At 43.8% G+C, this 22462-nt stretch carries 26 protein-coding genes; 7 read left to right on the forward strand and 19 right to left on the reverse strand.

The window, feature by feature from the left end:
* Positions 1-81: 81 nt before the first annotated feature.
* Positions 82-954: a LysR family transcriptional regulator gene (locus tag NYE42_RS20210; protein ID WP_007409874.1), complete on the reverse strand. Its 873-nt coding sequence runs from the start codon at positions 952-954 to the stop codon at positions 82-84.
* Positions 955-1080: 126 nt separating this feature from the next.
* Here NYE42_RS20210 and NYE42_RS20215 point away from each other — a divergent pair, with 126 nt between their 5' ends.
* On the forward strand, positions 1081-1659 hold the full coding sequence (locus NYE42_RS20215; RefSeq protein WP_012118916.1) for a LysE family transporter: 579 nt from the start codon (positions 1081-1083) through the stop codon (positions 1657-1659).
* An 84-nt stretch (positions 1660-1743) separates the two neighbouring features.
* Here NYE42_RS20215 and NYE42_RS20220 read toward each other — a convergent pair whose 3' ends face one another.
* The 5 genes from NYE42_RS20220 to NYE42_RS20240 all read right to left on the reverse strand — a co-directional run bounded on the left by NYE42_RS20220 (position 1744) and on the right by NYE42_RS20240 (position 4882).
* A complete protein-coding gene (locus NYE42_RS20220; RefSeq protein WP_033574272.1) occupies positions 1744-2112 on the reverse strand; it encodes a DUF1304 domain-containing protein in 369 nt (122 codons plus the stop codon).
* Between the two features lie 30 nt (positions 2113-2142).
* Positions 2143-2781 carry a nitroreductase family protein gene (locus tag NYE42_RS20225; protein WP_004393039.1) on the reverse strand — a complete coding sequence of 213 codons (639 nt, stop codon included), beginning with the start codon at positions 2779-2781 and terminating at the stop codon, positions 2143-2145.
* 13 nt (positions 2782-2794) lie between these two features.
* Positions 2795-3256 carry a MarR family transcriptional regulator gene (locus tag NYE42_RS20230; protein ID WP_172437936.1) on the reverse strand — a complete coding sequence of 154 codons (462 nt, stop codon included), beginning with the start codon at positions 3254-3256 and terminating at the stop codon, positions 2795-2797.
* A gap of 111 nt (positions 3257-3367) precedes the next feature.
* Complete coding sequence (locus NYE42_RS20235; protein ID WP_040238671.1) at positions 3368-4246, reverse strand: YitT family protein; 879 nt, start codon at positions 4244-4246, stop codon at positions 3368-3370.
* A 183-nt stretch (positions 4247-4429) separates the two neighbouring features.
* Complete coding sequence (locus tag NYE42_RS20240) at positions 4430-4882, reverse strand: MarR family transcriptional regulator (protein WP_007409879.1); 453 nt, start codon at positions 4880-4882, stop codon at positions 4430-4432.
* Positions 4883-5001: 119 nt separating this feature from the next.
* Here NYE42_RS20240 and NYE42_RS20245 point away from each other — a divergent pair, with 119 nt between their 5' ends.
* Together NYE42_RS20245 and NYE42_RS20250 are read left to right on the forward strand one after the other, a co-directional pair.
* Positions 5002-5433, forward strand: coding sequence for a GNAT family N-acetyltransferase (locus NYE42_RS20245; protein ID WP_342497171.1), 432 nt, complete (start codon positions 5002-5004; stop codon positions 5431-5433).
* A 323-nt stretch (positions 5434-5756) separates the two neighbouring features.
* The gene (locus tag NYE42_RS20250; protein WP_352426681.1) at positions 5757-6623 is read left to right on the forward strand and encodes a DUF1259 domain-containing protein; all 867 of its coding nucleotides are present in this window, start codon (positions 5757-5759) and stop codon (positions 6621-6623) included.
* 209 nt (positions 6624-6832) lie between these two features.
* Here the strand turns inward: NYE42_RS20250 and NYE42_RS20255 are convergent, their stop codons facing one another.
* Positions 6833-7234 carry a carboxymuconolactone decarboxylase family protein gene (locus NYE42_RS20255; RefSeq protein WP_007409882.1) on the reverse strand — a complete coding sequence of 134 codons (402 nt, stop codon included), beginning with the start codon at positions 7232-7234 and terminating at the stop codon, positions 6833-6835.
* 104 nt (positions 7235-7338) lie between these two features.
* Positions 7339-8247 (reverse strand): LysR family transcriptional regulator, encoded by a 909-nt coding sequence (locus NYE42_RS20260; protein WP_015418635.1) that lies wholly within the window; start codon positions 8245-8247, stop codon positions 7339-7341.
* A 118-nt stretch (positions 8248-8365) separates the two neighbouring features.
* On the opposite strand from NYE42_RS20260, the gene NYE42_RS20265 reads away from it, so the two are divergent.
* Positions 8366-9151 (forward strand): 3-hydroxybutyrate dehydrogenase, encoded by a 786-nt coding sequence (locus tag NYE42_RS20265; RefSeq protein WP_007409884.1) that lies wholly within the window; start codon positions 8366-8368, stop codon positions 9149-9151.
* Between the two features lie 254 nt (positions 9152-9405).
* Here the strand turns inward: NYE42_RS20265 and NYE42_RS20270 are convergent, their stop codons facing one another.
* The gene (locus tag NYE42_RS20270) at positions 9406-10854 is read right to left on the reverse strand and encodes a PLP-dependent aminotransferase family protein (protein ID WP_352426682.1); all 1449 of its coding nucleotides are present in this window, start codon (positions 10852-10854) and stop codon (positions 9406-9408) included.
* 135 nt (positions 10855-10989) lie between these two features.
* Between NYE42_RS20270 and NYE42_RS20275 the strand changes: the two genes are divergently transcribed.
* Complete coding sequence (locus NYE42_RS20275; protein WP_352426683.1) at positions 10990-11901, forward strand: EamA family transporter; 912 nt, start codon at positions 10990-10992, stop codon at positions 11899-11901.
* Positions 11902-12051: 150 nt separating this feature from the next.
* On the forward strand, positions 12052-14121 hold the full coding sequence (locus NYE42_RS20280) for a thioredoxin domain-containing protein (protein WP_352426684.1): 2070 nt from the start codon (positions 12052-12054) through the stop codon (positions 14119-14121).
* Here NYE42_RS20280 and NYE42_RS20285 read toward each other — a convergent pair.
* Entirely contained in the window at positions 14118-15014 is an 897-nt protein-coding gene (locus NYE42_RS20285) for a CPBP family intramembrane glutamic endopeptidase (RefSeq protein WP_064115180.1), read from the reverse strand. The genes NYE42_RS20280 and NYE42_RS20285 overlap by 4 nt on opposite strands.
* A gap of 214 nt (positions 15015-15228) precedes the next feature.
* Between NYE42_RS20285 and NYE42_RS20290 the strand changes: the two genes are divergently transcribed.
* Positions 15229-16560, forward strand: a complete 1332-nt coding sequence (locus tag NYE42_RS20290) for an MFS transporter (protein WP_007615061.1) — start codon at positions 15229-15231, stop codon at positions 16558-16560.
* A gap of 32 nt (positions 16561-16592) precedes the next feature.
* Here the strand turns inward: NYE42_RS20290 and NYE42_RS20295 are convergent, their stop codons facing one another.
* The 9 genes from NYE42_RS20295 to ychF form a co-directional block, all read right to left on the reverse strand.
* Positions 16593-16973, reverse strand: a complete 381-nt coding sequence (locus NYE42_RS20295) for a VOC family protein (RefSeq protein ID WP_039253120.1) — start codon at positions 16971-16973, stop codon at positions 16593-16595.
* A gap of 56 nt (positions 16974-17029) precedes the next feature.
* On the reverse strand, positions 17030-17968 hold the full coding sequence (locus NYE42_RS20300) for a LacI family DNA-binding transcriptional regulator (protein ID WP_012118935.1): 939 nt from the start codon (positions 17966-17968) through the stop codon (positions 17030-17032).
* 62 nt (positions 17969-18030) lie between these two features.
* Positions 18031-18789 (reverse strand): exodeoxyribonuclease III, encoded by a 759-nt coding sequence (xth, locus tag NYE42_RS20305; protein ID WP_039253116.1) that lies wholly within the window; start codon positions 18787-18789, stop codon positions 18031-18033.
* Positions 18786-19343, reverse strand: a complete 558-nt coding sequence (locus NYE42_RS20310) for a methylated-DNA--[protein]-cysteine S-methyltransferase (RefSeq protein WP_342497175.1) — start codon at positions 19341-19343, stop codon at positions 18786-18788. Before NYE42_RS20310 ends, xth begins: the two co-directional genes overlap by 4 nt.
* An 11-nt stretch (positions 19344-19354) precedes the next feature.
* Entirely contained in the window at positions 19355-19921 is a 567-nt protein-coding gene (locus NYE42_RS20315; protein ID WP_342497176.1) for a bifunctional transcriptional activator/DNA repair enzyme AdaA, read from the reverse strand.
* A gap of 192 nt (positions 19922-20113) precedes the next feature.
* Positions 20114-20353 (reverse strand): 30S ribosomal protein S18, encoded by a 240-nt coding sequence (gene rpsR / locus NYE42_RS20320; RefSeq protein ID WP_004392983.1) that lies wholly within the window; start codon positions 20351-20353, stop codon positions 20114-20116.
* 43 nt (positions 20354-20396) lie between these two features.
* Positions 20397-20915 (reverse strand): single-stranded DNA-binding protein SsbA, encoded by a 519-nt coding sequence (gene ssbA, locus NYE42_RS20325; protein WP_004392979.1) that lies wholly within the window; start codon positions 20913-20915, stop codon positions 20397-20399.
* A gap of 39 nt (positions 20916-20954) precedes the next feature.
* Positions 20955-21242, reverse strand: a complete 288-nt coding sequence (gene rpsF / locus NYE42_RS20330; RefSeq protein WP_004392977.1) for a 30S ribosomal protein S6 — start codon at positions 21240-21242, stop codon at positions 20955-20957.
* Between the two features lie 111 nt (positions 21243-21353).
* The gene (gene ychF, locus NYE42_RS20335) at positions 21354-22454 is read right to left on the reverse strand and encodes a redox-regulated ATPase YchF (protein ID WP_004392975.1); all 1101 of its coding nucleotides are present in this window, start codon (positions 22452-22454) and stop codon (positions 21354-21356) included.
* Positions 22455-22462: the final 8 nt, after the last annotated feature.

Raw genomic sequence — 22462 nt, forward strand, 5'->3', positions numbered from 1 at the left:
TCAAAGCTGGCTGACATCGAAAATGTCATTAAGATTCCGGACAAAAACAAAAGCCGATGCGCGCAGGCATCGGCTTTCAAATTAACCTATCATCTCAAGAACAAGCGACACAAAAGCTTCAGCGGCCGGAAGCTGCCATTTTTTCTTTTTGACCAGCATATGAGAATAAAGCCGCTCGAACGGCTCAGACTGCTGAAGAATTTTCAGCTTCCCCGCTTTTACCTCTTCTTTTACCGTAATATAAGGTAAAACGGAGAAACCGAGTCCGCTCATCACCGTCTGCTTAATGGCCTCTATGCTCCACAGTTCCATTGTTTGTAAATGACTGATATCATGCTTGACGAGAAATCGTTCAAACATAGTCCGATAGCTGCATCCTTCTTCATTTGTAATAAAAAAGTGCTTGCCGCTTTGTTGATAGTCGTCAAAATGTTCCGGTGCGTCACTGCCCGCCACGAGGACGATGCGTTCCTCCAATAAAGAATGATGTATGCATTTTTCCATTTGTATCTCCGGATACACCATAAATGCGATATCCACGCGGCCGCTTACTAATTCCACCTGATTCTGCCCGCATGTTCCGTTGCTCAATATGATATTGACGTTCGGATACTTCATTGAATATTCTCTGATAATCGGCCCCAGTCTGGAAATGGTCAAAGACTCCGGCGCCGCAATTTTTAAAACGCCCTTCACCTCGTGAATGCTTTGCATATTTTTGATCTTGTCATGGGCGGAAAGTAAATCCTCGGCCAACGGTATCAGCTCTCTCCCTAAAGGCGTCAGTTTCAGACGCCTTTTTTCGTACGTAAATAATGCGCCGCCGATCTCCTGTTCAAGCGCCTGAATATGAGTCGTAATCGTCGACTGCGTGTATCCCAGCTTCGCCGCGGCCCCTGTATAGCTTCCCTTATCTACAATGGCCTGAAATGTAATAAGATGTCTGATCTCCATATGAATTCACCTCTAAGATGCATCGAAAAAATCAATAATGCGATTTTATTTTTCAATTTTATTTATACCTATTCTTATCATACAATAAAAAACGGCTCCATCACATTAGCAAATGAAGGTGATTTAATGAGTATCATAGCTTTTCTTTCTTATGTCCTGATGACATCTATTACGCCCGGGCCGAGCAATATTTTAATGATGAATGAAGCGCGCAGAGCCGGCTTTATCGGTTCATGGCGTTTTAACGGCGGAATCCTGACGGGATTTGCAGTGCTCGGCATTCTCAGCGGTCTGTTTACCATGAGTGTCTATCATTGGATTCCCGTCGTGGAACCTTACTTTAAAATTGCCGGAGCCGTCTATTTGCTCTATTTGGCTTGGCAGATCTCGCTGCCCAAAACATCAAAAGGCGATTCTGAAAAAACCCGATCGTCTTTTCTATCGGGATTTCTGTTTCAAATGATCAATATAAAGAGTATTTTATTCTTTTTAACCTTAATGAGCGCTTTTATATTGCCATTTCAGCACACGTATCCATTGATTGCGTTCTGGCTCGCGTCGGCTATTCTCCTGGGCTGGGCGGCTTTACTGCTGTGGTCGGCGTTCGGCTCTGTTTTTAAACATCTCTTTGAGAAACACGATAAAGCGTTTCGCATCGTGATGTGTCTGCTGCTCATCTATTCTGCGGTAAGCATTTATCTGTAATTCAAAAAAGATCCGCCTAAAGAATGATTTTCAAAACAGAATAAAAAAAGAGGGCTCCCATTCCGGAAGCCCTCACTCCGTCTGCTACGCCGCTAAAAGAAAAATAAGCGCTAAAACAGCCGGAAGTCCTTGTTTTACGATAATTGATTTGTTTGAAGTAAAGCCTCCGAAAATTGCCGCGATGACCACACAGATGACGAAAAACATTTGAATCATATGGCCAATCGGATCAGCTCCGAGGATCAGCCCCCAAATGAGGCCGGCAGCCAGAAATCCATTATACAGACCCTGATTTGCAAACATGACCGCTACATTCCGATCACCTTCTAAATGCTTCGGCAATTTGAAGGACCGCTTAGCTGCCTTCGAATTGATAAAAAACATTTCAAGTATCATGATAAATACATGTTCTAAAGCTACAATTCCGACGAAAACAGCTGCAATCATGTCCACTGTCCCTCTCCCCTCAGCTTCACTTCAACCTTATTTCCATTGTGCGATTGTTTCGATAGGAAGACGGTAGGAAGCATATCCTTCGTCTGCCGCTTTTCCGATTGATAGCAGCATGACCGGTACATAACGCTCTTTATCCATTCCGAAAACCTCGGCAATCTTTTCTTTATCGTAGCCGCCGATCGGGTTTGTGTCATAGCCGTGCGCGCGTGCCGTAAGCATCAGCTGCATGGAAACGAGTCCTCCGTCAATCAGAATCGTTTCACGGTTCACTTGCTCCGGCAGTTTTTCAAAATGCGCCGTCAACGCAGCGATTTGTCTGTCTTTTACTTCCTGCGGCATGTAGCCCAGTTCGACCGCTTTTGAATAAATTTCTTCTAAATAGTCATCACTGTTCATATCTGCGAAAACCGCGATCACCGCAGATGATGTGCTGACTTGTGTTTGGTTAAAGCTGGCAAGCGGCGCGAGTTTTTCTTTTCCTTCAGGGCTGTCAATGACGAGAAAACGCCACGGCTGCGCGTTGACTGAAGACGGTGCTGTCGTTGCTTCTTCCAGGATTTGAGTCATTTCTTCTTTGCTGATTTTCACAGCCGGATCGTAATTCCGAATGGAACGGCGGCCTTTCATAATGTCCATAAAGTCGTTTGTTTTCAGTTCTGTTTTCATGTGTAAAACACTCCTATGCTTTCATATTTTCTATATTATTCTGCATCTGTGACAATACGTTTTTTAACATACTGCGTTCTTCCGCGCTGACACCGGCAAGCATTTCCTTTATGAAACGCTCCTTCTCCTTTTTGGAAGCCTCAATTCTCTCCCGCCCCTGTTCAGTAAGCCGGACAAGTATAATTCGGTTGTCCTCGGGCTTCCGCCTTCTCGTAACCATTTCTTTGGCTTCAAGCTGTTTCAAGTGTCGCGTAACAGCTGCACCATCAATATTCACCTTTTTCTGAAGATCGCTTTGGCTGATCTCGTCGACGTAAAAAAGCACGGCGAGAAGCTCAAGGCGGGATTGGCTGATTCCGGTGCACGCTTCAAACTTCGTGCCGATCACTTTATGCAGTGATTGGAGCTGATATAAAATCTCGCCTTCCTCTGAACAACATGCTGTCAAAACCCATCCCCACTTTCTTTTGCGCAATTAATTGACTAGTCAATGTTTGATATATCAATAATATACAGCCGTCATTCTATTTTTGCAAGTTTTTTCTCCTTTTTAAAAAAAAGCTGCCGATTAACGGCAGCTCGCTTCTTAATGATTATGGACTTTTCTGAAATTACTGCCTTTTACTTCTGCGACATCATATACCGTCACAAAGGCTTGTTTATCAATGTCATTAATAATTTCTTTCAGTTTGGTTTCTTCTAAACGGTTGATGACACATGTGATTTCTTTGAATTTTTCATGGGAAAAACCGCCGTATGCTTCTTTATAAGTGGCACTCCGGCCTAATTCCTCACGAATGGTCTCTACCATTAATGCAGGCTCATTGGTGATAATCTGAAATGTTTTAGAACCGCTTAAACCTTCCTCAACCACATGAATGACCTTAGACGCAATGTAGTAAGCAATGACGGAAAGCAATGCGCCTTGCAGCCCGAATACAAAAGAAACAAAAATAAACACAAACATGTTTAAAAATAAAATGAGGTCGCTCGTGCCAAACGGCAATTTCCGTGACAGAAGCACAGCCAGCATATCAATTCCGTCTAATGCGCCGCCGTTGCGCAATGCCAATCCCATTCCAAAGCCGATAATAATCCCGCCGACAACGGTGATTAACAGGGTGTCTCCCTCGATGATAGCAGGAGTGTGATGGAAAAAACTCGTGCCTGCGGCAAGTGAGATAATGCCGATAATGGATAGAAACGCAAAACCTTTCCCGATTTGCTTATATCCCAACCAGACAAACGGTATATTGATCACCGCAATTAAGATCCCAAGAGGCAAATGAAACAGCTGTGAACAGACAATGCTGAGTCCGGTTACACCGCCGTCAGATACACTATTCGGAATCAATACGGTTTCCAGTCCATACGCGGCAATAATTCCGCCGATGATGACCATGATGGCCCGTACGATTGATTTCGCTCTGATTTTCTTACGTCTTTGTTTTTCGATTGTACTCATATCATTCCCCGCTTCAATTATTTTTTCTTATTTAAATATACCATAATTGATACTTTTCGTTAAAAATAAGCCTATCGGCTATGTTGAAGCAGGAACCGAGGAAGGAGATGTCACAGATAACGTATCCATTTATGACTTTAATCATTCACAACGCAATCATTCACCAAAAGGAATTAATGACCATTAATAATCTCTTTTATTCCCCTTCTTCACAAATTCCCAATCATGTTCTATATTTTTTCTCACCCGCTGAAGAAGGCTGAAAATGGTTTCTTTTTCCTCAGATGTAAAGCCGGACAGGGCTACCTCCGCAGAATGCTCTCCTTCTCTTTGCAATAACGGATAAACCTTTCTCCCTTTTTCAGTCGGAAACAGTTTTTTTATTTTTTTATTTTGATCATCAGGACGCTTTTCAATAAACCCTTGTATTTCCAATTTTTTGATTGCTCTCGCCGCTGTTGTTCGGTCAACTTTAATCATTTCCGCCACTTTTTCCTGTATCACTCCCGGGTTTTCACATATCCGCACAAGATAGAGATACTGCCCTTTTGTTAAGTCTAATTCCTTAAATTCAATATTGCTGATGGAATCCAGTGCCCGTGCGATCATGCCGATTTCCCGCAAAATATCAGTCATATCTTTTCAAACCCTTCATTTTTTGTTGCATTTGCAATATAATTATTTTATCGTTACTTCTATAAGACCACAAGCAAGCCGTGCAGTCCAGACTAACATGTGAAAAGGATTGGTTGATTATGATGATAAAAAGAATAACAACGGAAATTGATTTGCAAGCAGCGTTTGAGATTAGAAAAGCAGTATTCATTGAGGAACAGCAAGTACCTGAATCCGATGAATTTGATCAGTTCGATACGCTTGAGGATCAGTGCGGGCATGTCTTGGTTTATCATGAAAATCAGCCTGCCGGCACAGGACGCGTCCGCATTGTAAACCATACAGGCAAGCTCGAACGAATCTGCATCCTGAAGCCTTACCGTAAATACGGGTTGGGCAAAGTAATCATAAGCGAATTAGAAAACATGGTAAAAGAAAAAGGCATCACCCAATGTAAACTGCATGGACAAACACATGCGGAAGGCTTTTATCACAAACTGGGCTATCAGACAGATTCACCGGAATTTATGGAAGACGGCATCCCGCATGTCTTGATGACAAAAGAGCTGTGAGCTGTCACTGAATGAGCAGCCAAACGGCTGTATGAATTATTTACCGAAAGCCTTGTATAAAGGCTTTTTTTCATATTCTGAAACTCACAACTCAAAGGTATGTGTGCTCAGCCGGTGCTTGCACAAATGACCGCCACAAAAAAATCAAAGCTGGAATAAAATTACTAATTTAAGCTTTTAATCTATTAAAAATTAACAGTTAAAGAGATTACATAAAAGGCTGATTCTCTCTAATGTGGACTGCTGACGCGTTACATTTTTTCTATCTTCACATATCTTTAATACTACGTACGTTATAAATAGATTCCAGGAGGAGATATGAAGTGGAAGAAACGAGTATGGAGCCATCACGGCTCTGCAAAGAATTTGCTAGAATTCTCAATTCAACGCCCAGTGTCGTAAACGGCGTATGTACGGCGACAAGAACTCGAAGCAACATTCATCCGGTGGTACTCGGAAGAAGAGCCGAGGCATTTCCTTTTATTCCTCAGGCCTTTTCATTTGAAAGCATGGATCGGGAAGGCAGAGCTTTATGTTTAGGTGAGACTGTTTTACTGCAAGAAGAAGTGAACCCGTTAATGAGTGAGCTGCGCAAATTCGGTATCATCGTAACTGCCGTTCATAACCATTGGCTGTTTGATAAACCGCGTCTGATGTTTATGCATTTTGAATCAATTGATAAACCTCTCAATTTTGCAAGAAAAGTGAGAGAGGCCCTGAGGGTTTTAACTACTAAAACTGTGCGTGCGGTACCAAAAACTGACGGGGAAATGATTGAACGGCATGGTCTTTGTGACGAATTCAACGATATTCTAGGCGGAACCATGCATACGTTTGAAAATGGTATTTGTACAGTAATGAGATCACGAACGAATATAAAACCAGTAGTACTGGGACGGCCCGGAAGATCATTCTTGCTCATTCCGCAAATGTTTTCATTTGAATCAATGACAAAAGACGGCCGTGCTCTCTGCAGCGGAGAAACTGTCATTCTGCAAAAAGAAATCAATCCATTTATCAGCGTTCTTCGGAAACATGATCTGATTGTAACGTCACTTCACAATCACTGGCTGTTTGATAAACCGAGACTGATGTATATTCATTTCGAAGCGATTGATAAACCTGTCAACTTCGCCTTAAAGGTGAGAAATGCTTTAAAAGTGCTTACTGATAAAGAGGTCAAAGCTTAGCATGTTTTGAAGTATCAAAAAGCGATTAAAATGATCGCTTTTACATATGATCAACCGAAAACAAAAAAGAGACCATATATAGGCCTGGCACGACATTTTTTATGATAAGCGAGACTATTAAAAAACAGCCTTATAGGCTGTCGTTTTGTGTATATTCTATTGATGAGTTTATACTAATTCATCCCGCATCCATACAAGCTCTTTATTTCTCAATGGTTTTCTACATGTCGTTGTGCAAACACCTTCTTAGCCACTGAAAGAGCATTAAGTACACGCGGGAATCCTGTATAAGGAACCAATTGGGTGATACTCTCTACAATCTCAGTCGGTGTTAATCCGGAAGTAAGCCCTGTATTGATATGAAGTTCAAGCTGCGGCTCGGTTCCTTGCGTTACAAGGGATGAAATGGTAACAAGCGCACGTTGTTGATTGGTTAATCCCGGTCGTGAATATATATCTCCATAAGCAAATTCTATCATATACTTACTTACATCTGGGGCGATATCTTTCAAGTCTTCAGAAATCTTTAAATGCGTAGAGATTTTATCATCGCTTGTTAAAGTGTACTCCATTAATTTGTCTAAACCTTGTTGGTAACGGCTTTGATCCATTTGAATTTCCTCCTGAAAGGTACTTATTTTCTGACATAAGATAATATATCGCAGCCCTCTCTAACCGTAAAATACATAAAAACTATAAAAACCATTCATTTTTTTCATGAGTTATCTTGATCTGCGTAATTACTCTTACAAAAAAATGAAATATACCGGATAAATTCGCGTACTGCGTGTGAAACATATTTGCCTTTTTTTAAAATAATCGCCACTTTCCAAGGAATTGATGGATTAACAATGGAAATTGCCTTAACTAAACTTTGATCAGTCTTTTTCACTATAGACTGAGGGAAAATGGAAATACCTAGTTCTTCTCCAATCATTTCGCTGATAAAATCCCATTGAGAACTTTCATAAACGATATTTGGACGAAAACCGGCTCTAATACACTCTTGAATAATCCGATCGTGAAGAGAGAAGTCTTCACTAAACAGGATGAAAGGTTCATTTTTCAAGTCTTGCATTTCCACAATCTCTTTATGAACAAGCGGGTGAGCGGAATGAACGAAGAGCATCAGTTCTTCATTAAGCAATGGAATGATATCAAACTGCTCTTCGTCCACTGGTTCAATAACCACGCCAAGATCCAGTACCCCATCTTCAACCTCCTGTTTCACCTTGTTTCCCCCATGTTCTATCAGCTTGATGTTCACATCAGGATACAATTGTTTAAATCCTTTAATGATTTTAGGAAAAAACAAGACACCGATAAGCGGCGGTATTCCAATTTTCACTTTTCCTTTTTTTAAATGTAAAAGATCGTATAAGTTCGTCGACAAGTCATCTATTGACTTCATAATCATTTGGCCTTGCTCAAATACAATTTCGCCTGCATCTGTCAAAGCGATTTGTCTAGCTGAACGATCAATGAGCTCAACCTTTAATTCCTCTTCCAAACTTTTCACCATCTTACTTAAGGCAGGCTGTGACAAATGCAAATTTTCTGATGCCTTAGTAAAACTGTTGGATTTAGCAACTTCAAGAAAGTATGTGATTTGGCGTATATCCATCGTATGATCTCCATTCCATAAGTTTAACGAATACATTATATTCTTTTTATTCATTTTACTTATACAACTGCTGGGTGTAAACTTTTAGGAGACCAAAATGAATTCTGGAGGGGTTACTATGAGTAAATTATTGGAAAGTAAAGTTGCTCTTGTTACAGGCGCGGCTAGCGGAATTGGTTTAGAAATTGCACGTGAATTCGCTAAAGAAGGCGCAAAAGTTGTGATTTCCGATTTGAACGAAAAAGCCGTGCAACATGCAGCTGAGGAACTTACGGAACAAGGATACGAAGTCCTCTCTGCGGTTTGTGATGTAACAAACGAAGAACAAGTAGAAAAAAGTGTCTCTAAGACACTTGAAACCTTTGGACGATTGGATATTCTGGTAAACAATGCGGGGATTCAGCATGTGTCGGATATAGAAAACTTCCCGACTGATAAGTTTGAATTTATGCTGAAATTAATGCTTACTGCTCCTTTTAGTGCGACAAAAAGAGTATTCCCTTTGATGAAAAAACAAAAATTTGGCCGCATCATCAATATGGCTTCCATAAATGGTTTAATTGGTTTTGCAGGGAAAGCGGCTTATTGCAGCGCCAAACACGGTCTGATCGGTTTAACTAAAGTATCAGCATTGGAAGGAGCGGAATACGGAATTACCGTCAACGCCTTGTGTCCGGGATATATCGACACTCCATTGGTGCAAAACCAGTTAAACGATATTGCAGAGACTAGAGGCATTTCTAAAGAAAAGGTGTTTGAAGAAGTCATTTACCCCTTGGTTCCTCAAAAACGTTTGTTAGCCGTGCAAGAAATCGCTGATTACGCAGTATTCCTCGCCAGTGACAAAGCGAAAGGCGTTACAGGGCAGGCAGTCGTAATGGATGGCGGTTATACGGCCCAATGATCTGAATTTCATCCGCAGGAGTCATAGCGCTTTGGATTAAATGATTTACTCTTCAAGAACCAAGCCGATGGTTTTTTAGGAAAGACATAGCTATACAGATTGAAGTTTGATATATATTTGGTATATTAACTTAAGAAAAGCCGCCCTGTTGGCGGCTTTTTTACTGGTTTTCATGAGGGGGGAAAGAAGCATTTGAAAAAGCGAAACGCGAAAACAAGCCGATTCTTGTCATTGATAGCATGTCTCTTATATATTTATCTGCTTGCCAATTCCTTAATCATCAAACCCAATTCATAAATTCCCTTTTGAAGATCTTCAAGAGATGCATAAGCATATGATAAGCGAATATAATTCCCTTTTTCTTGAGCATAGATACTGCCGAGATTGAGAAGTATCCCTTTTGTCAAAGCTTTTGTATAAAGTAATTTCATAGACAGTGGAGGCAATATTTTTACCCAGACAAAGAATCCTCCCTTCGGCATATTCCATGCAGCGACATTCTTCAAATTGGTTTCTAAGAGACTCATGACCAATTGCCTTCTCACCTTTAATTGACTTCTCACCTGTTCTAGATGCTGCTGGTATTCACCGGATGTAAACCACTCTGCCGCTACTCTCTGAGATAACGAACTGGAGCCGTAATCTGTTTGCATTTTTATGTCGGATAAACGTTCAATCACTGGTTCCGGACCGACGATCCATCCAATTCTCAAACCCGGACTTAACGTTTTCGATAAACTGCCTATGTAAAGCACATGCCCATTTTTATCTATTGTTTTAATAGGATCTGGAGGAATCTCATCTATCCATAACTCACGATAAATGTCATCTTCAATAATGGGAAGCTGTGCATTCTCACTTGCCGCAAGGATTTCTTCCCGTCTCTTTTTTGTCATTAAAATACCTGTCGGATTATGAAAACAAGGATTTGTATATAATATAGCCCTCCCCCGCTCCCCCCTTGCCATGTGGATATGTTCCGGCAAAAGCCCATCGTTATCCATAGGAACTCCAGTCAGCTTCATACCGGCTGATTGAAATACGTGTAATGAATAAAGATAGGAAGGCTGATCGAGAAATACGGTCGATCCCCTTTGTAACAGCCCCATTGATATCAGCTGCAAGGCTTGCAGTGCGCCCGAAACAATAAGAATGGAAGAAGGAGAAGCTTGAATCCCGATTGTTCTTAAATAGCCGCTTAATGCCTCTCTCAAAGGCAAATAGCCTTTTGGTTCCTCATACCCGAATGCCTCTATGTTTTGAGATACCTTTCCCATGATCTCTTTCATAACAGCTAAAGGAAAAATCTCATGTGAAAGTTCTCCTTTACTGAGCTGTATAAGATCAGAATTCGATTCTGATTTATTGATCTCTTGAACGATTTTTTGGCTTGGCTGCTGGATTCCGGAGGTTACATACTGATCCCAATCGGGGGCGGAATTCTTAGCCAAAAGTGTCCATGTATTGTTCGTAACAACTGTCCCTTTGCCCATTCTGCCTTCGATTAATCCATCCGCCGTCAATTCCTCTAAAGCTGTAATGACTGTGCTCCTGTTCACCTCAAAGTGTTTAGCAAGCGTGCGCTGGCTTGGAATCTTACTTCCAATCGGCCATTCTCCATTTCCTATTTTCTCTTTTATAAATTGAATGATTTGTATGTACTTAGGAAGCTTTTTCATCTTTTTTTCTTCTGGAGCGCTCATAAAAAGGATCCTCCTTAAAAACTAAAGTGGTTGGGTCAAAATCTATTTAACTGGTTGAAGTCATATCATCAAATCTTTATTAATATAGAAACACATTAAATAACTGGTTGGTTTTTGTAAAGAGGAGTGAGAAAGATGAGAAAGAAAACAGTTCGAATCGGTATATCTTACAGTCTGATGATTGGGTTGTGGGCATCAGCTTTCCCGGGAATTCGAGCGGGTTTGGAGAGTTACACGCCGGAACACCTCGCTTTGTTTCGCTTGTTGATTGGGTCAATGGCACTGTTGGTTTTTGCTGTTTTGACTCATATGCGTTTGCCTGACATGAAGGATATCCCTGCTATTTTATCGTTAGGATTTTTAGGTTTTGCACTATATCACATTTTGCTGAATATCGGAGAAAAAACAGTCAGCGCAGGGACAGCAAGCTTACTCGTGACCATGACACCTATTTTTTCTGCAATGTTATCTCGTCTGTTTTTTGGTGAACATTTTGGGCTTTATAAATGGATTGGCTCTATCATAAGTCTATTGGGTGTGTCGATCATTTCATTTGGGGCAGGAAACTATACAAATTCAGTGAACGGCATTTTGTTAATCCTGCTGGCAGCTTTTTCGGAGAGTATTTATTTCGTTTTTCAAGCTCGCTATATAAAAAAATATGGATTTATTCCATTTGTTACATTCACTATTTGGGGCGGGACAATACCTATGCTTGTATTTCTGCCTGGCTTAGGGGAAGAGTTTTTGAACGCTTCAATGAACTCAACATTGTCAATCGTTTACTTAGGTTTATTACCAACGGTTGTGCCTTACTTTGCACTTGCGTATGTAACTTCACTCGTCGGTGCTTCAGAAGCAGCCATTTCACTTTATTTAACACCAGCCGTAGCCTTGGCCATTTCTTGGGTGTGGTTAGGTGAGGTACCTGCGTTTATTGCACTGACAGGCGGGATGGTTACAGTCGCCGGGGTGTGTTTCACCTATCTAACAGTAAATAAAATGATAAAGGTTTTAAATCCTTATTTCTTATCTAAAAAGCAATAAGGTGGATGAAGTTTAACCCTGAAAATAGAGTCATAAGCAGTTCTCCTTTTTTAATGAATTGGGTTTGGTTCACAAAGTTGAGTGTATGAATTTTTTTAGAGGATTGTGGTATGTTAAACATACAAATATTAATAGAAAGAAGGTGAGCCCATGCCAAACAATAGCAAACCCAACAGTTTAATCACGGAGAAGTCCCCCTATCTGCTCCAACACGCCCACAACCCCGTAAACTGGCATCCTTGGGGAAAAGAAGCCTTCGAAAAAGCAAAACGCGAAAACAAGCCGGTTCTTATCAGCATCGGCTATTCGACGTGTCACTGGTGCCACGTAATGGCCCACGAATCCTTTGAGGACGAAGAGATCGCCGGTATGTTAAACGATAAATTCATAGCCATCAAGGTTGACCGCGAGGAGCGGCCTGATGTGGATTCCGTGTATATGAGAATCTGCCAGCTGATGACGGGGCAGGGCGGGTGGCCGCTGAACGTGTTCGTCACACCAGATCAGAAGCCGTTTTATGCGGGGACATATTTTCCGAAGACGAGCAAATTTAACCGCCCGGGCTTTATCGATGTGCTTGAACATCTGTCCGAAACGTTTGCGAATGACCGGCAGCATGTCGAGGATATCGCCGAAAACGCCGCCGCTCATCTTGAAGTCAAGGTTCACCCGGCTGAGGGCATGCTTGGCGAACAGGCGGTTCATGACACGTATCGCCAGCTGGCCGGCGGGTTTGATACGGTGTACGGAGGGTTCGGCCAGGCTCCGAAATTTCCGATGCCGCATATGCTCATGTTTCTGCTTCGCTACTACAGCTATACGGGCAAGGAACAGGCTTTGGCCGGCGTAACCAAGACACTTGACGGCATGGCGAACGGCGGAATTTTTGACCACATCGGGTTCGGCTTTGCCCGCTACTCGACTGATAATGAATGGCTCGTGCCGCATTTTGAGAAAATGCTGTATGACAACGCCCTTCTCCTGACCGCCTATACGGAAGCCTATCAAGTCACGGGTAATGAGCGCTACAAACAGATTGCGATGCAGATCGTAACGTTTATTCAGCGGGAAATGATGCATGAAGACGGCAGCTTTTTCTCAGCTTTAGACGCTGATACCGAAGGCCGTGAGGGGAAATATTACATATGGTCCAAAAAAGAAATTATGAACCTTCTCGGTGATGAACTCGGCCCGCTTTACTGCAAGGTGTATAACATCACAGATCAAGGCAATTTTGAAGGCGAAAACATCCCGCACCTCATTTTTACGCGGCGTGAGGCCATCCTCGAAGAGACCGGCCTCACAGGACATGAGCTGGCCGAACGCCTTGAAGAGGCAAGAACAAAATTGCTGGAGGCCCGTGAAAAAAGAAGCTATCCGCATACAGATGACAAAGTGCTGACCTCATGGAACGCGCTCATGATTGCCGGGCTGGCAAAAGCCGCAAAGGTATTTCACGAGCCTGACTTTCTCAGCATGGCGGAAACAGCGATCCGCTTTCTCGAACGGCACCTCATGCCGGACGGGCGCGTCATGGTCCGCTATCGCGAGGGCGAAGTGAAAAACAAAGGGTTTATCGATGATTACGCTTTTCTCATCTGGGCTTACCTTGAACTGTATGAAGCGGGTTTTAATCCGTCTTATCTGCAGAAAGCGAAAACGTTATGTACAAGCATGCTGGAGCTGTTCTGGGATGAACGGCACGGAGGTTTCTTCTTTACGGGGAATGATGCTGAGACCCTTCTTGTCAGGGAAAAAGAGGTTTATGACGGAGCCGTGCCTTCCGGAAACAGCGCGACTGCCGTACAGCTGCTTCGTCTCGGCCGCCTGACGGGTGATATATCACTGATTGAAAAAGCCGAAGCGATGTTTTCTGTGTTCAAACGGGAAATAGAGGCCTATCCGAGCAGCAACACTTTCTTCATGCAAAGCGTACTGGCACATACAATGCCCCAAAAAGAAATCGTTGTTTTCGGAAGGACAGATGACCCGGACAGAAAACGTTTCATTGAGGCGCTTCAGGAGCATTTCACTCCCGCCTATACGATTCTCGCCGCAGAACATCCGGAAGAGCTTGCCGGCATTTCTGACTTTGCCGCGGGTTATCAAATGATCGACGGGAAGACAACGGTCTACATTTGCGAGAATTTCGCCTGCCGGAGGCCGACGACGGATATTGATGAAGCGATGAACACCTTACAAATCAGCAGCAGAGCCTAGGCGGCCTGCTGCTTTTCTTTTTTCACAAAACGGAATGCGAGCCATGCGAAGATGATATTGATCACCAGAGTCGATATGCAATCATATATTTCATAACCGCCGGCTGCTGTTGTAAATATCGACGGAATGCCGCCGTACACCGAATGATCCTCTGTGAGAAAGATAAATAAAAACATATTATTGGCAGCGTGACCGCCAAGAGACATCTCCAGACTGCCCGTTTTAATCGTGATAAAGGTCCAGATCATGCCAATGGTGACATATCCGATTCCCGCCCAGAGAGCTCCATTTTCCATCTCCGGATTCCCGAAATGAAGTGCGCCGAATAATCCGCCGATAATGACTGTCAGAACCACCGCGTTTGCCGTCAATTTTCCGGCGAACTGAAGCAGAAAACCGCGAAAGAGAAATTCCTCCGCAGAGGTTTGAATCGGCACCAACAAGACGGCCGCCGCTAACAGCAGCAGAAAACGTGAAGCATGGAATTCCTGAAGCATGAAACGATCCGGATGAATTGTAAAATCAATCAGCCCCGCGACAAACATCAGCACAACATATGTGCCGAATCCAAAGAAAATCCTCTTCCAGTTCAGCGACTGATTCGGTGTGATGATGGATAAAAACCGCCGTTTCATAATGAAACGAACCGCTATCCAAATGCCCGGAATCGCTATGAAATAGACGATATGCTGTAAATAAATATCCGCCAGCGGGTCACTTAATGCCCCCTCATCCCAATTTATCGTCAGTGAAGGATTGAAAGCGGACGTGAGAAACATATAAAACACGGTCAGTATGCTTCCGAAAAAGAACAAACCCACAATGACCAACAGAGAAAGAAGATATCTCGATACACTATTTCTTCCCTCTGCTGGGCGTACAAACGTATTCATATTTATGCATCAACTTCCTTTCCTTCAACATTTTACAATATAAACAGAAACAGATATAGGAAATGTTATATATTTTAAGAAGAAAGCGCTATGCCGTTTCCTTTGGCTCTGGTTATTTACACTCTGTTTTTGCCAAAAAAAGACCTTTATAATGTATTCGTCAGATAAATTTACAGTATTTTCTGATTACAATTGCTAAGTCAGGGGGTTTTTTATGAAACATCAGACATTCTCAAATGTAGCGAATCGATTAGACCGTCTCCCCATTTCGCGTGTGCATTATCAAGTATTAACCGCTCTCGGAATCATCTATTTTTTTGATCTCGCTGATCTGTTTACACTCAGCAACGTGGCTCCGGCGCTGATTGAGCATTGGGGCGTGAAGCTGTCCACCATTGCCGACATCACGGCCGCATCCTTCCTGGGCATGTTTTTAGGCGCGTCCATCGGCGGAAGGCTGTCCGATCGGATCGGCAGGAAAAAAGCGCTGAATTGTTTTGTCCTTGTCTTTTCGATCTCATCTTTTCTGAATGCGCTGGCATGGGACATTCCGTCCTTAATGATTTTCCGCTTCTTGACCGGGCTCGGCGTCGCGGCCGCCATGATTGTGACGAACAGCTATTTGGCGGAATTTTTTCCATCCTCCGTACGAGGAAAATACATCTCCCTTTGCGCCATGATCGGACTGATCGGCGTTCCCGTCACAAACGTTGTTTCCGCTTTTGTCATTCCTTTAGGCTCATGGGGGTGGCGGCTCGTATTCGTATGGGGGGCGGCCGGTCTCATTTATTTCTTTTTTATCCGCCGGCTTGAGGAATCGCCGCGCTGGCACGAAAATCGGGGCGCATATGATCAGGCAAACGCCATTATGAACCGTCTTGAAGCACGTGCAGAGAAAGAAAAAGGCCCGCTTCCCGCGCCAAAAGAGGCGGCAGAAGTACATACAGTGAAGCACGCAGGCTACTTAGGGCTGTTTCAGGGCAGGAATTTAAAGATCACCATCATCCTGTCAGCGGTATGGATTCTTGAAACCTTTGGCTTTTACGGCTTTGCTTCATGGGTGCCCAGCCTGCTGAAAAGCAACGGCATCACCATGGAAAAAACGCTGTGGTACAATGTGCTTCACTCTGTCGGCGCACCGCTTGGCGCATTGCTCGGTTCCATGATATCCGAGACGTTCCAAAGGAAATGGATTCTGGCCGCAAGCGCTTTTCTGACCGCCATTGCCGGACTGTTATATGGCATGACGTTTATTCCCGTCATGATTATTGTGTTTGGGTTTGTCGTCAACGTCACGGAACGGATCTTCACCTCAAACTTATACGCCTACACATCGGAGCCGTATCCTACGGAATATCGCTCGGCCGGGAGCGGGCTGGCGTACGGGCTCGGCCGTTTTTCCAATATATTCGGCTCCCTGCTCGTCGGATTTATTGCCGTTAAGCTCGGCTACATCAGCGTCTTTTTGTTCATCGGCGGCTGCTGGCTTCTATGTTCCGTTTTGTTAATCCTCTTCGGTCCGAAAACAAATGCACAGCAAATTTAATCAATAAAACAGTGCGGAACCACTCCGCACTGTTACACTGTGATTTCTATCAAATTGCCTTCCCCATCCTCTATCACGCTCTCATAATATCCGTCACCCGTCACGCGCGGGCCGCTTACAACCTGAAATCCATCATTTTTAAACGTCTCCGTCAATTCATTCACCCGCTCCTTGCTGCCTGTAGAAAATGCGAGATGCGCCCATCCGGTCATATTCTGTGCCGGAGCTTCATCAATGCCGCCTTTTTTCATAAGTTCCAGCCTGCATCCGGAGTCAAATGTCAGAAAATACGATTTGAAATCTTTTTTCTCATTATGATAAAGGTCATTGGCCTTGGCGCCGAAGTATGTCTCATAAAACTCTTTCATCCGTTCTAAATCTTTCACCCATATCGCTGCATGTTCAATTCGCATATGTCCGCCTCCCTTTTTTTCTCAATCTATTTATAAAGCATGAAACCCATTTCAGCTCAAGACTTTTTCCGCTGAAATTGATGCATAATTTGTTTTTTAGCCGTTTCTTCGTGAAAAAACAATAAAAATGCTTCCTTTCCGACCCGTTCCAAATGAAGTTCCAGGGATGGAATATTCAATGCCCGGCTGACGCTCAGATTTCCCTCGCCGATGATCTCCGCGTCCCATTTCTGTTCTTTCGCAAACTGGTACAAGCCGGCAGCCACGTCATCACTGTGCGCATAGATGGCCGTCGGCGCCTTGTCGAAACCCCAGAAGTGCTCACCCGCACGCTTTCCATCGTCCATATCATGGCATCCGACCAGAATGCGGGTTTCATCAAGAGAGCCGAAAACCGCCTTATATGCGGTTACCTTGTCGGCCGTACTCGGGCTTTTTTCCGCTTCCCGCACACATGTAAAAGCAACGTCTTGATGCCCGCGGTTTTTCAAATACAAAAAGCTTTCTCTGTATGCTGCCTGCCTGTCATTATAAGCGCAGGGAATCTCTTGATGCTGTGTATATTCACAAGCGACAATGGGACCGTATTCCAGGTAAGGCACGGCGGTCTCCCATTCATTCGCGCGGGACGTGACAATCAGTCCGTCAATCTTTTTCATTTTCAGCAGTTCGAAATATGTCATCTCTATAGCGGGGTCATAGTTGGTGGGGAGAAGGGTTGTCACGTAATCATGGGCAAACGCTTCCTTCGTGATACCGTTTACAATTTTGTCAAAGCAGGGATGGTCGCTGTACGGCAAAATCACACCGATTGTATTGGTCTTTCCGCGAATCAGATCAATGGCGGTTCGATTAGGGGTATAATCCAGCTCCTTCATCACTTGATTCACAAGACGCCTTTTCTCCTCAGATACATACGGATGTCGGTTTAATACGCGTGATACGGTGGCCACCGACACATTCGCCAGTTTCGCAATCTCTTTTATATTTGCCATGTGCTCCTCCATTTTCGGTGATAAAAAAGCAGCAAGAGTGGATTTCTCTTACTGCTATCTCATCATAAATCCACTGTCATTTCAACAGGACAATGGTCAGAACCCATGATATCGGCACAAATGGCCGCTTGGCTGATCCGCTGCTTCAGTCTGTCTGAAACAATGACGTAATCAAGCCGCCAGCCGATGTTTTTCTCACGTGCGTTCGTCCTGTAAGACCACCAGGAATAGGCGCCTTCCCGATCAGGATATAAATAGCGGAATGAGTCGGTAAATCCGGCGCTCAGCAGGGCGCTGAACGCTTCCCGCTCCTGCTCCGAGAAACCGGCGTTCTTCCGGTTGGCTTTCGGATTTTTTAAGTCTATCTCCCTGTGTGCGACATTCAGATCGCCGCATAAGATCACAGGCTTCTTCCGGTCAAGCTTCTGCAGATAATCCTTAAAATCGGCTTCCCATTGAAGACGGTAATCAATTCGCTCTAATCCGCGTTTGGCATTCGGCGTATAACAGTTGACGACAAACACATGCTCAAATTTAAGCGTGATCACCCGTCCTTCTTGATCATGTTCGTCAATCCCCAGTCCATAGAACACGTGCAGCGGCTTTTCTTTCGAAAAAACAGCCGTGCCTGAGTAGCCTTTTTTCACCGCATAGTTCCAATAGGCGTGATATCCTTCAGGTTGTAATGATACTTGTCCGTCCTGTACTTTTGTTTCTTGCAGACATAGAATATCGGCTTCCGTTTCTTGAACGTAAGTATTGATATCTATCTTTTTCATCACGGCACGCAAGCCGTTTACATTCCAAGACATCAGTTTCATGTGATCCCTCCTGTCCGGCTCAGCCGGTATTCCAGTGTTTCAATGTTTCCGCCCTCTAATGCCAGCAGCTGCTTTTTCATTTCTAAACCGCCTCTGAATCCGGTCAGTTTCCCGTTTTTTCCGATGACGCGATGGCACGGAACCGTAATCAGTACCGGATTTTTTCCAATCGCGGCGCCCACGGCTCTTACGGCTGCCGGTTTCTGAATCATTTTTGCTATATCCGAATAGGAGTATATCTCGCCGTACGGTATGTCCATAAGCACTTTCCATACAGCAAGCTGAAATTCTGTCCCGTAAAGATCCACCGACACTGAAAAAGCTGATCTGCCATTTTCAATGTACTCGGACAGCTCTGCCGTGTAAGGCGCCAGCTTTTCATCATCACGTGCCAATCGGTATTGCGGTATTGCTTTTTTTGCCCACTGCTCAAGCTCTTCAAAGCTTCCATAATTTGAACCTATAAAGCAAAGCCCCTTAGATGTGGCGGCTGTATACAGGCTCCAATCATTCCGTGTGAAAAGTGTCCAATAGACCATAGGCTCTTTACTCATATTGAACCTCCCTATCCCATTTTGGCGGTTTTTCTGTATTCTGTGGGCGAACTCCCGGTTCCCTTTTTAAAAAGGGTCGCGAAATGCGCTGTGTTTGGAATTCCGACAGTCAGAGCGATCTCCATGACTGTCATATCAGTATGCTTTAAAAGGTGTTCCGCCTTCGACAATCTTATTTTCTGTATATACGCAATCGGGGATATTCCCCTGATTTTTTTAAATGTCCGCTGTAAATGATAGGGGCTGCCGTGACACATTTCGGCCAGTACACTCAGAGTCAGGGATTCGTGATAATGGCGTTCAATGTATTCAATGATTTGAGCAATCCATTCTTCATCAGGAAGACGAAGACCGTTCGGCCGGCACCTTTTACAGGGACGAAATTGTTTCTCGAGCGCTGCATCAGCCGTATCAAACACCAGCACGTTTTCTTTATTCGGAACTCTCGATTTACAAGAAGGCCGGCAGAAAATCCCTGTCGTTTTTACTGCATAATAAAATGCCCCGTCATAAGAAGCATCATTGTGTATGATTGCGCTCCACTTTTCATCAGTCAGGATATTTCTGTCTGTCTCCATCTCAGCCACCCCCTGTTTTTCAGTATAAACAAATTCATTGGATAAGTACGCGTTTTTGAATAGAGGAGCAAGATAACAAAGATAGGTGTCAGGAGCACTTCCATGTTTCATGTGAAACATTTCGGCAGGATGGAGAGGGACTGATATAAAAAAAGAGCAGGAGCCCGCAGGCTCTTGCTCTTTTCTTTCGGTTTACTCGCCAGTTACGTATGGAAGTAAAGCCATTTGACGTGCGCGTTTGATCGCGATAGTCAATTTACGTTGGTATTTCGCGTTTGTTCCAGTTACACGGCGAGGTAAGATTTTACCACGCTCAGAAACAAACTTTCTAAGAAGATCTACATCTTTGTAATCGATGTGCGTAATGCCGTTAGAAGTGAAGTAACAAACCTTACGGCGTTTCGCACGACCGCCTCTGCGTCCTCCTGCCATTGTCATTTCCCACCTTTCTCGTTATGAATATAGCGATAATCTATTAGAACGGAAGATCATCATCCGAGATGTCAATCGGCTTGCCGTCGTTGGCAAATGGATCATCATTAAAGCTGTTCCCTTGATTTCGTCTCTGGTTGTTCTGATTTCCGCCGAACGGATTATCATTTTGGCCTCCGCCAAAGTATTGGCCTCCGCCGCTGTTTCCTTCGTTGTATCCGCCTGATCCAGAACCGCCGCTGTTTTTAGGCTCAAGAAATTGAACACTTTCAGCTTGGACTTCTGTCACGAAGACACGCTGTCCCTGCTGGTTTTCATAATTTCTTGTCTGGAGTCGGCCGTCTACGCCGGCAAGGCTTCCTTTTTTAAGAAAGTTTGCAACGTTTTCGGCTTGTCTTCTCCAAGTGACACAATTAATGAAATCGGCTTCACGTTCTCCGGACTGGTTCGTGAATGTACGATTCACAGCAAGAGTAAACGTGGCGACAGCCGCACCGCTTGGCGTATAACGAAGCTCTGGGTCTTTTGTCAGTCTTCCGACTAATACAACTCGGTTAAGCATATGAAAGACCACCTTTTAACATTATATATTTCAAATTGCTTATTCTTCTTCTTTAACAACGATGTGGCGAATGATATCGTCACTGATCTTAGCTAAACGGTCGAATTCAGCAACCGCTGCAGCTTCAGACTGAACGTTTAAGATTTGGTAGAAACCGTCACGGAAATCGTTGATTTCGTAAGCAAGACGACGTTTACCCCAATCTTTTGTTCCAGTGATCTCCGCTCCGTTAGAAGTCAATACGTTGTTGAAACGCTCGATAACTGCCTTCTTTGACTCTTCGTCAATGTTCGGACGGATAATGTACATAACTTCGTACTTTTTCATCTGTTTGCACCTCCTTTTGGTCTAAGCGGCCCTATAATGGGCAAGGAGCAATAATTCTATTACTCACAAGTTTATATTATACCAAAGCTCTTGTCCCTTTACAACTGTGTCCTATACATTAAATCGGAAATGAATGACATCTCCGTCTTGGACTACATATTCTTTACCTTCCAGACGCACTTTTCCGGCTTCTTTCGCTCCGGACATTCCGCCGCCTGCCAAAAGGTCTTCATAAGCAACCGTTTCAGCGCGGATAAAGCCGCGTTCAAAGTCAGTGTGGATGATACCCGCACACTCAGGAGCTTTCATGCCTTTTCTGAATGTCCATGCGCGCACTTCCTGTTCGCCCGCCGTAAAGTAAGTCGCAAGGCCGAGGAGAGAGTATGACGCTTTAATCAGCTGATCAAGACCTGATTCTTCGATGCCGAGCTCCTCAAGGAACATTTGCTTTTCTTCGCCTTCCAATTCAGCAATTTCAGACTCAATTTTCGCACAGACGACGATAACTTCGGCGTTTTCACCCGCGGCGTACTCCCGGATTTTCGCAACATATTCATTATCTGAAGGATCAGCCACTTCATCCTCGCTTACATTTGCTACATAAAGCACGGGTTTTGACGTAAGCAAATGAAGCTGCTTCACAAGCTTTTGCTGTTCTTCCGTAAATTCAACGGAACGGGCAGGCTTTTCTTGTTCGAAAGCTTCTTTTAATTTAGACAGAATGTCAAATTCAAAAACCGCTTCTTTGTCTTTTTGCTTAGCAAGCTTGCTTACACGCGTGATGCGTTTTTCGACTGTCTCCATGTCGGCAAGAATCAATTCAAGATTGATCGTTTCAATATCGTCAATCGGATCGACTTTCCCTGACACGTGCGTAATATTGTCATCAGCGAATGCGCGTACAACGTGGCAGATCGCATCAACCTGACGGATATGAGAAAGAAACTTATTTCCGAGTCCTTCACCTTTTGATGCGCCTTTTACGATCCCCGCGATATCAGTGAATTCAAACGCAGTCGGCACCGTTTTTTTCGGGTTCACCAATTCAGTCAGCTTTTGCAGACGTTCATCCGGCACTTCCACGATTCCCACGTTCGGATCAATTGTACAGAACGGGTAGTTGGCTGATTCGGCACCAGCCTGGGTAATTGCATTAAATAACGTCGATTTTCCGACATTCGGCAAACCGACAATTCCAGCAGTTAAAGCCATTCTTTCAT

It is taken from the genome of Bacillus sp. FSL K6-2865, assembly GCF_040311405.1.
Taxonomy (GTDB): Bacteria; Bacillota; Bacilli; order Bacillales; family Bacillaceae; genus Bacillus; species Bacillus velezensis.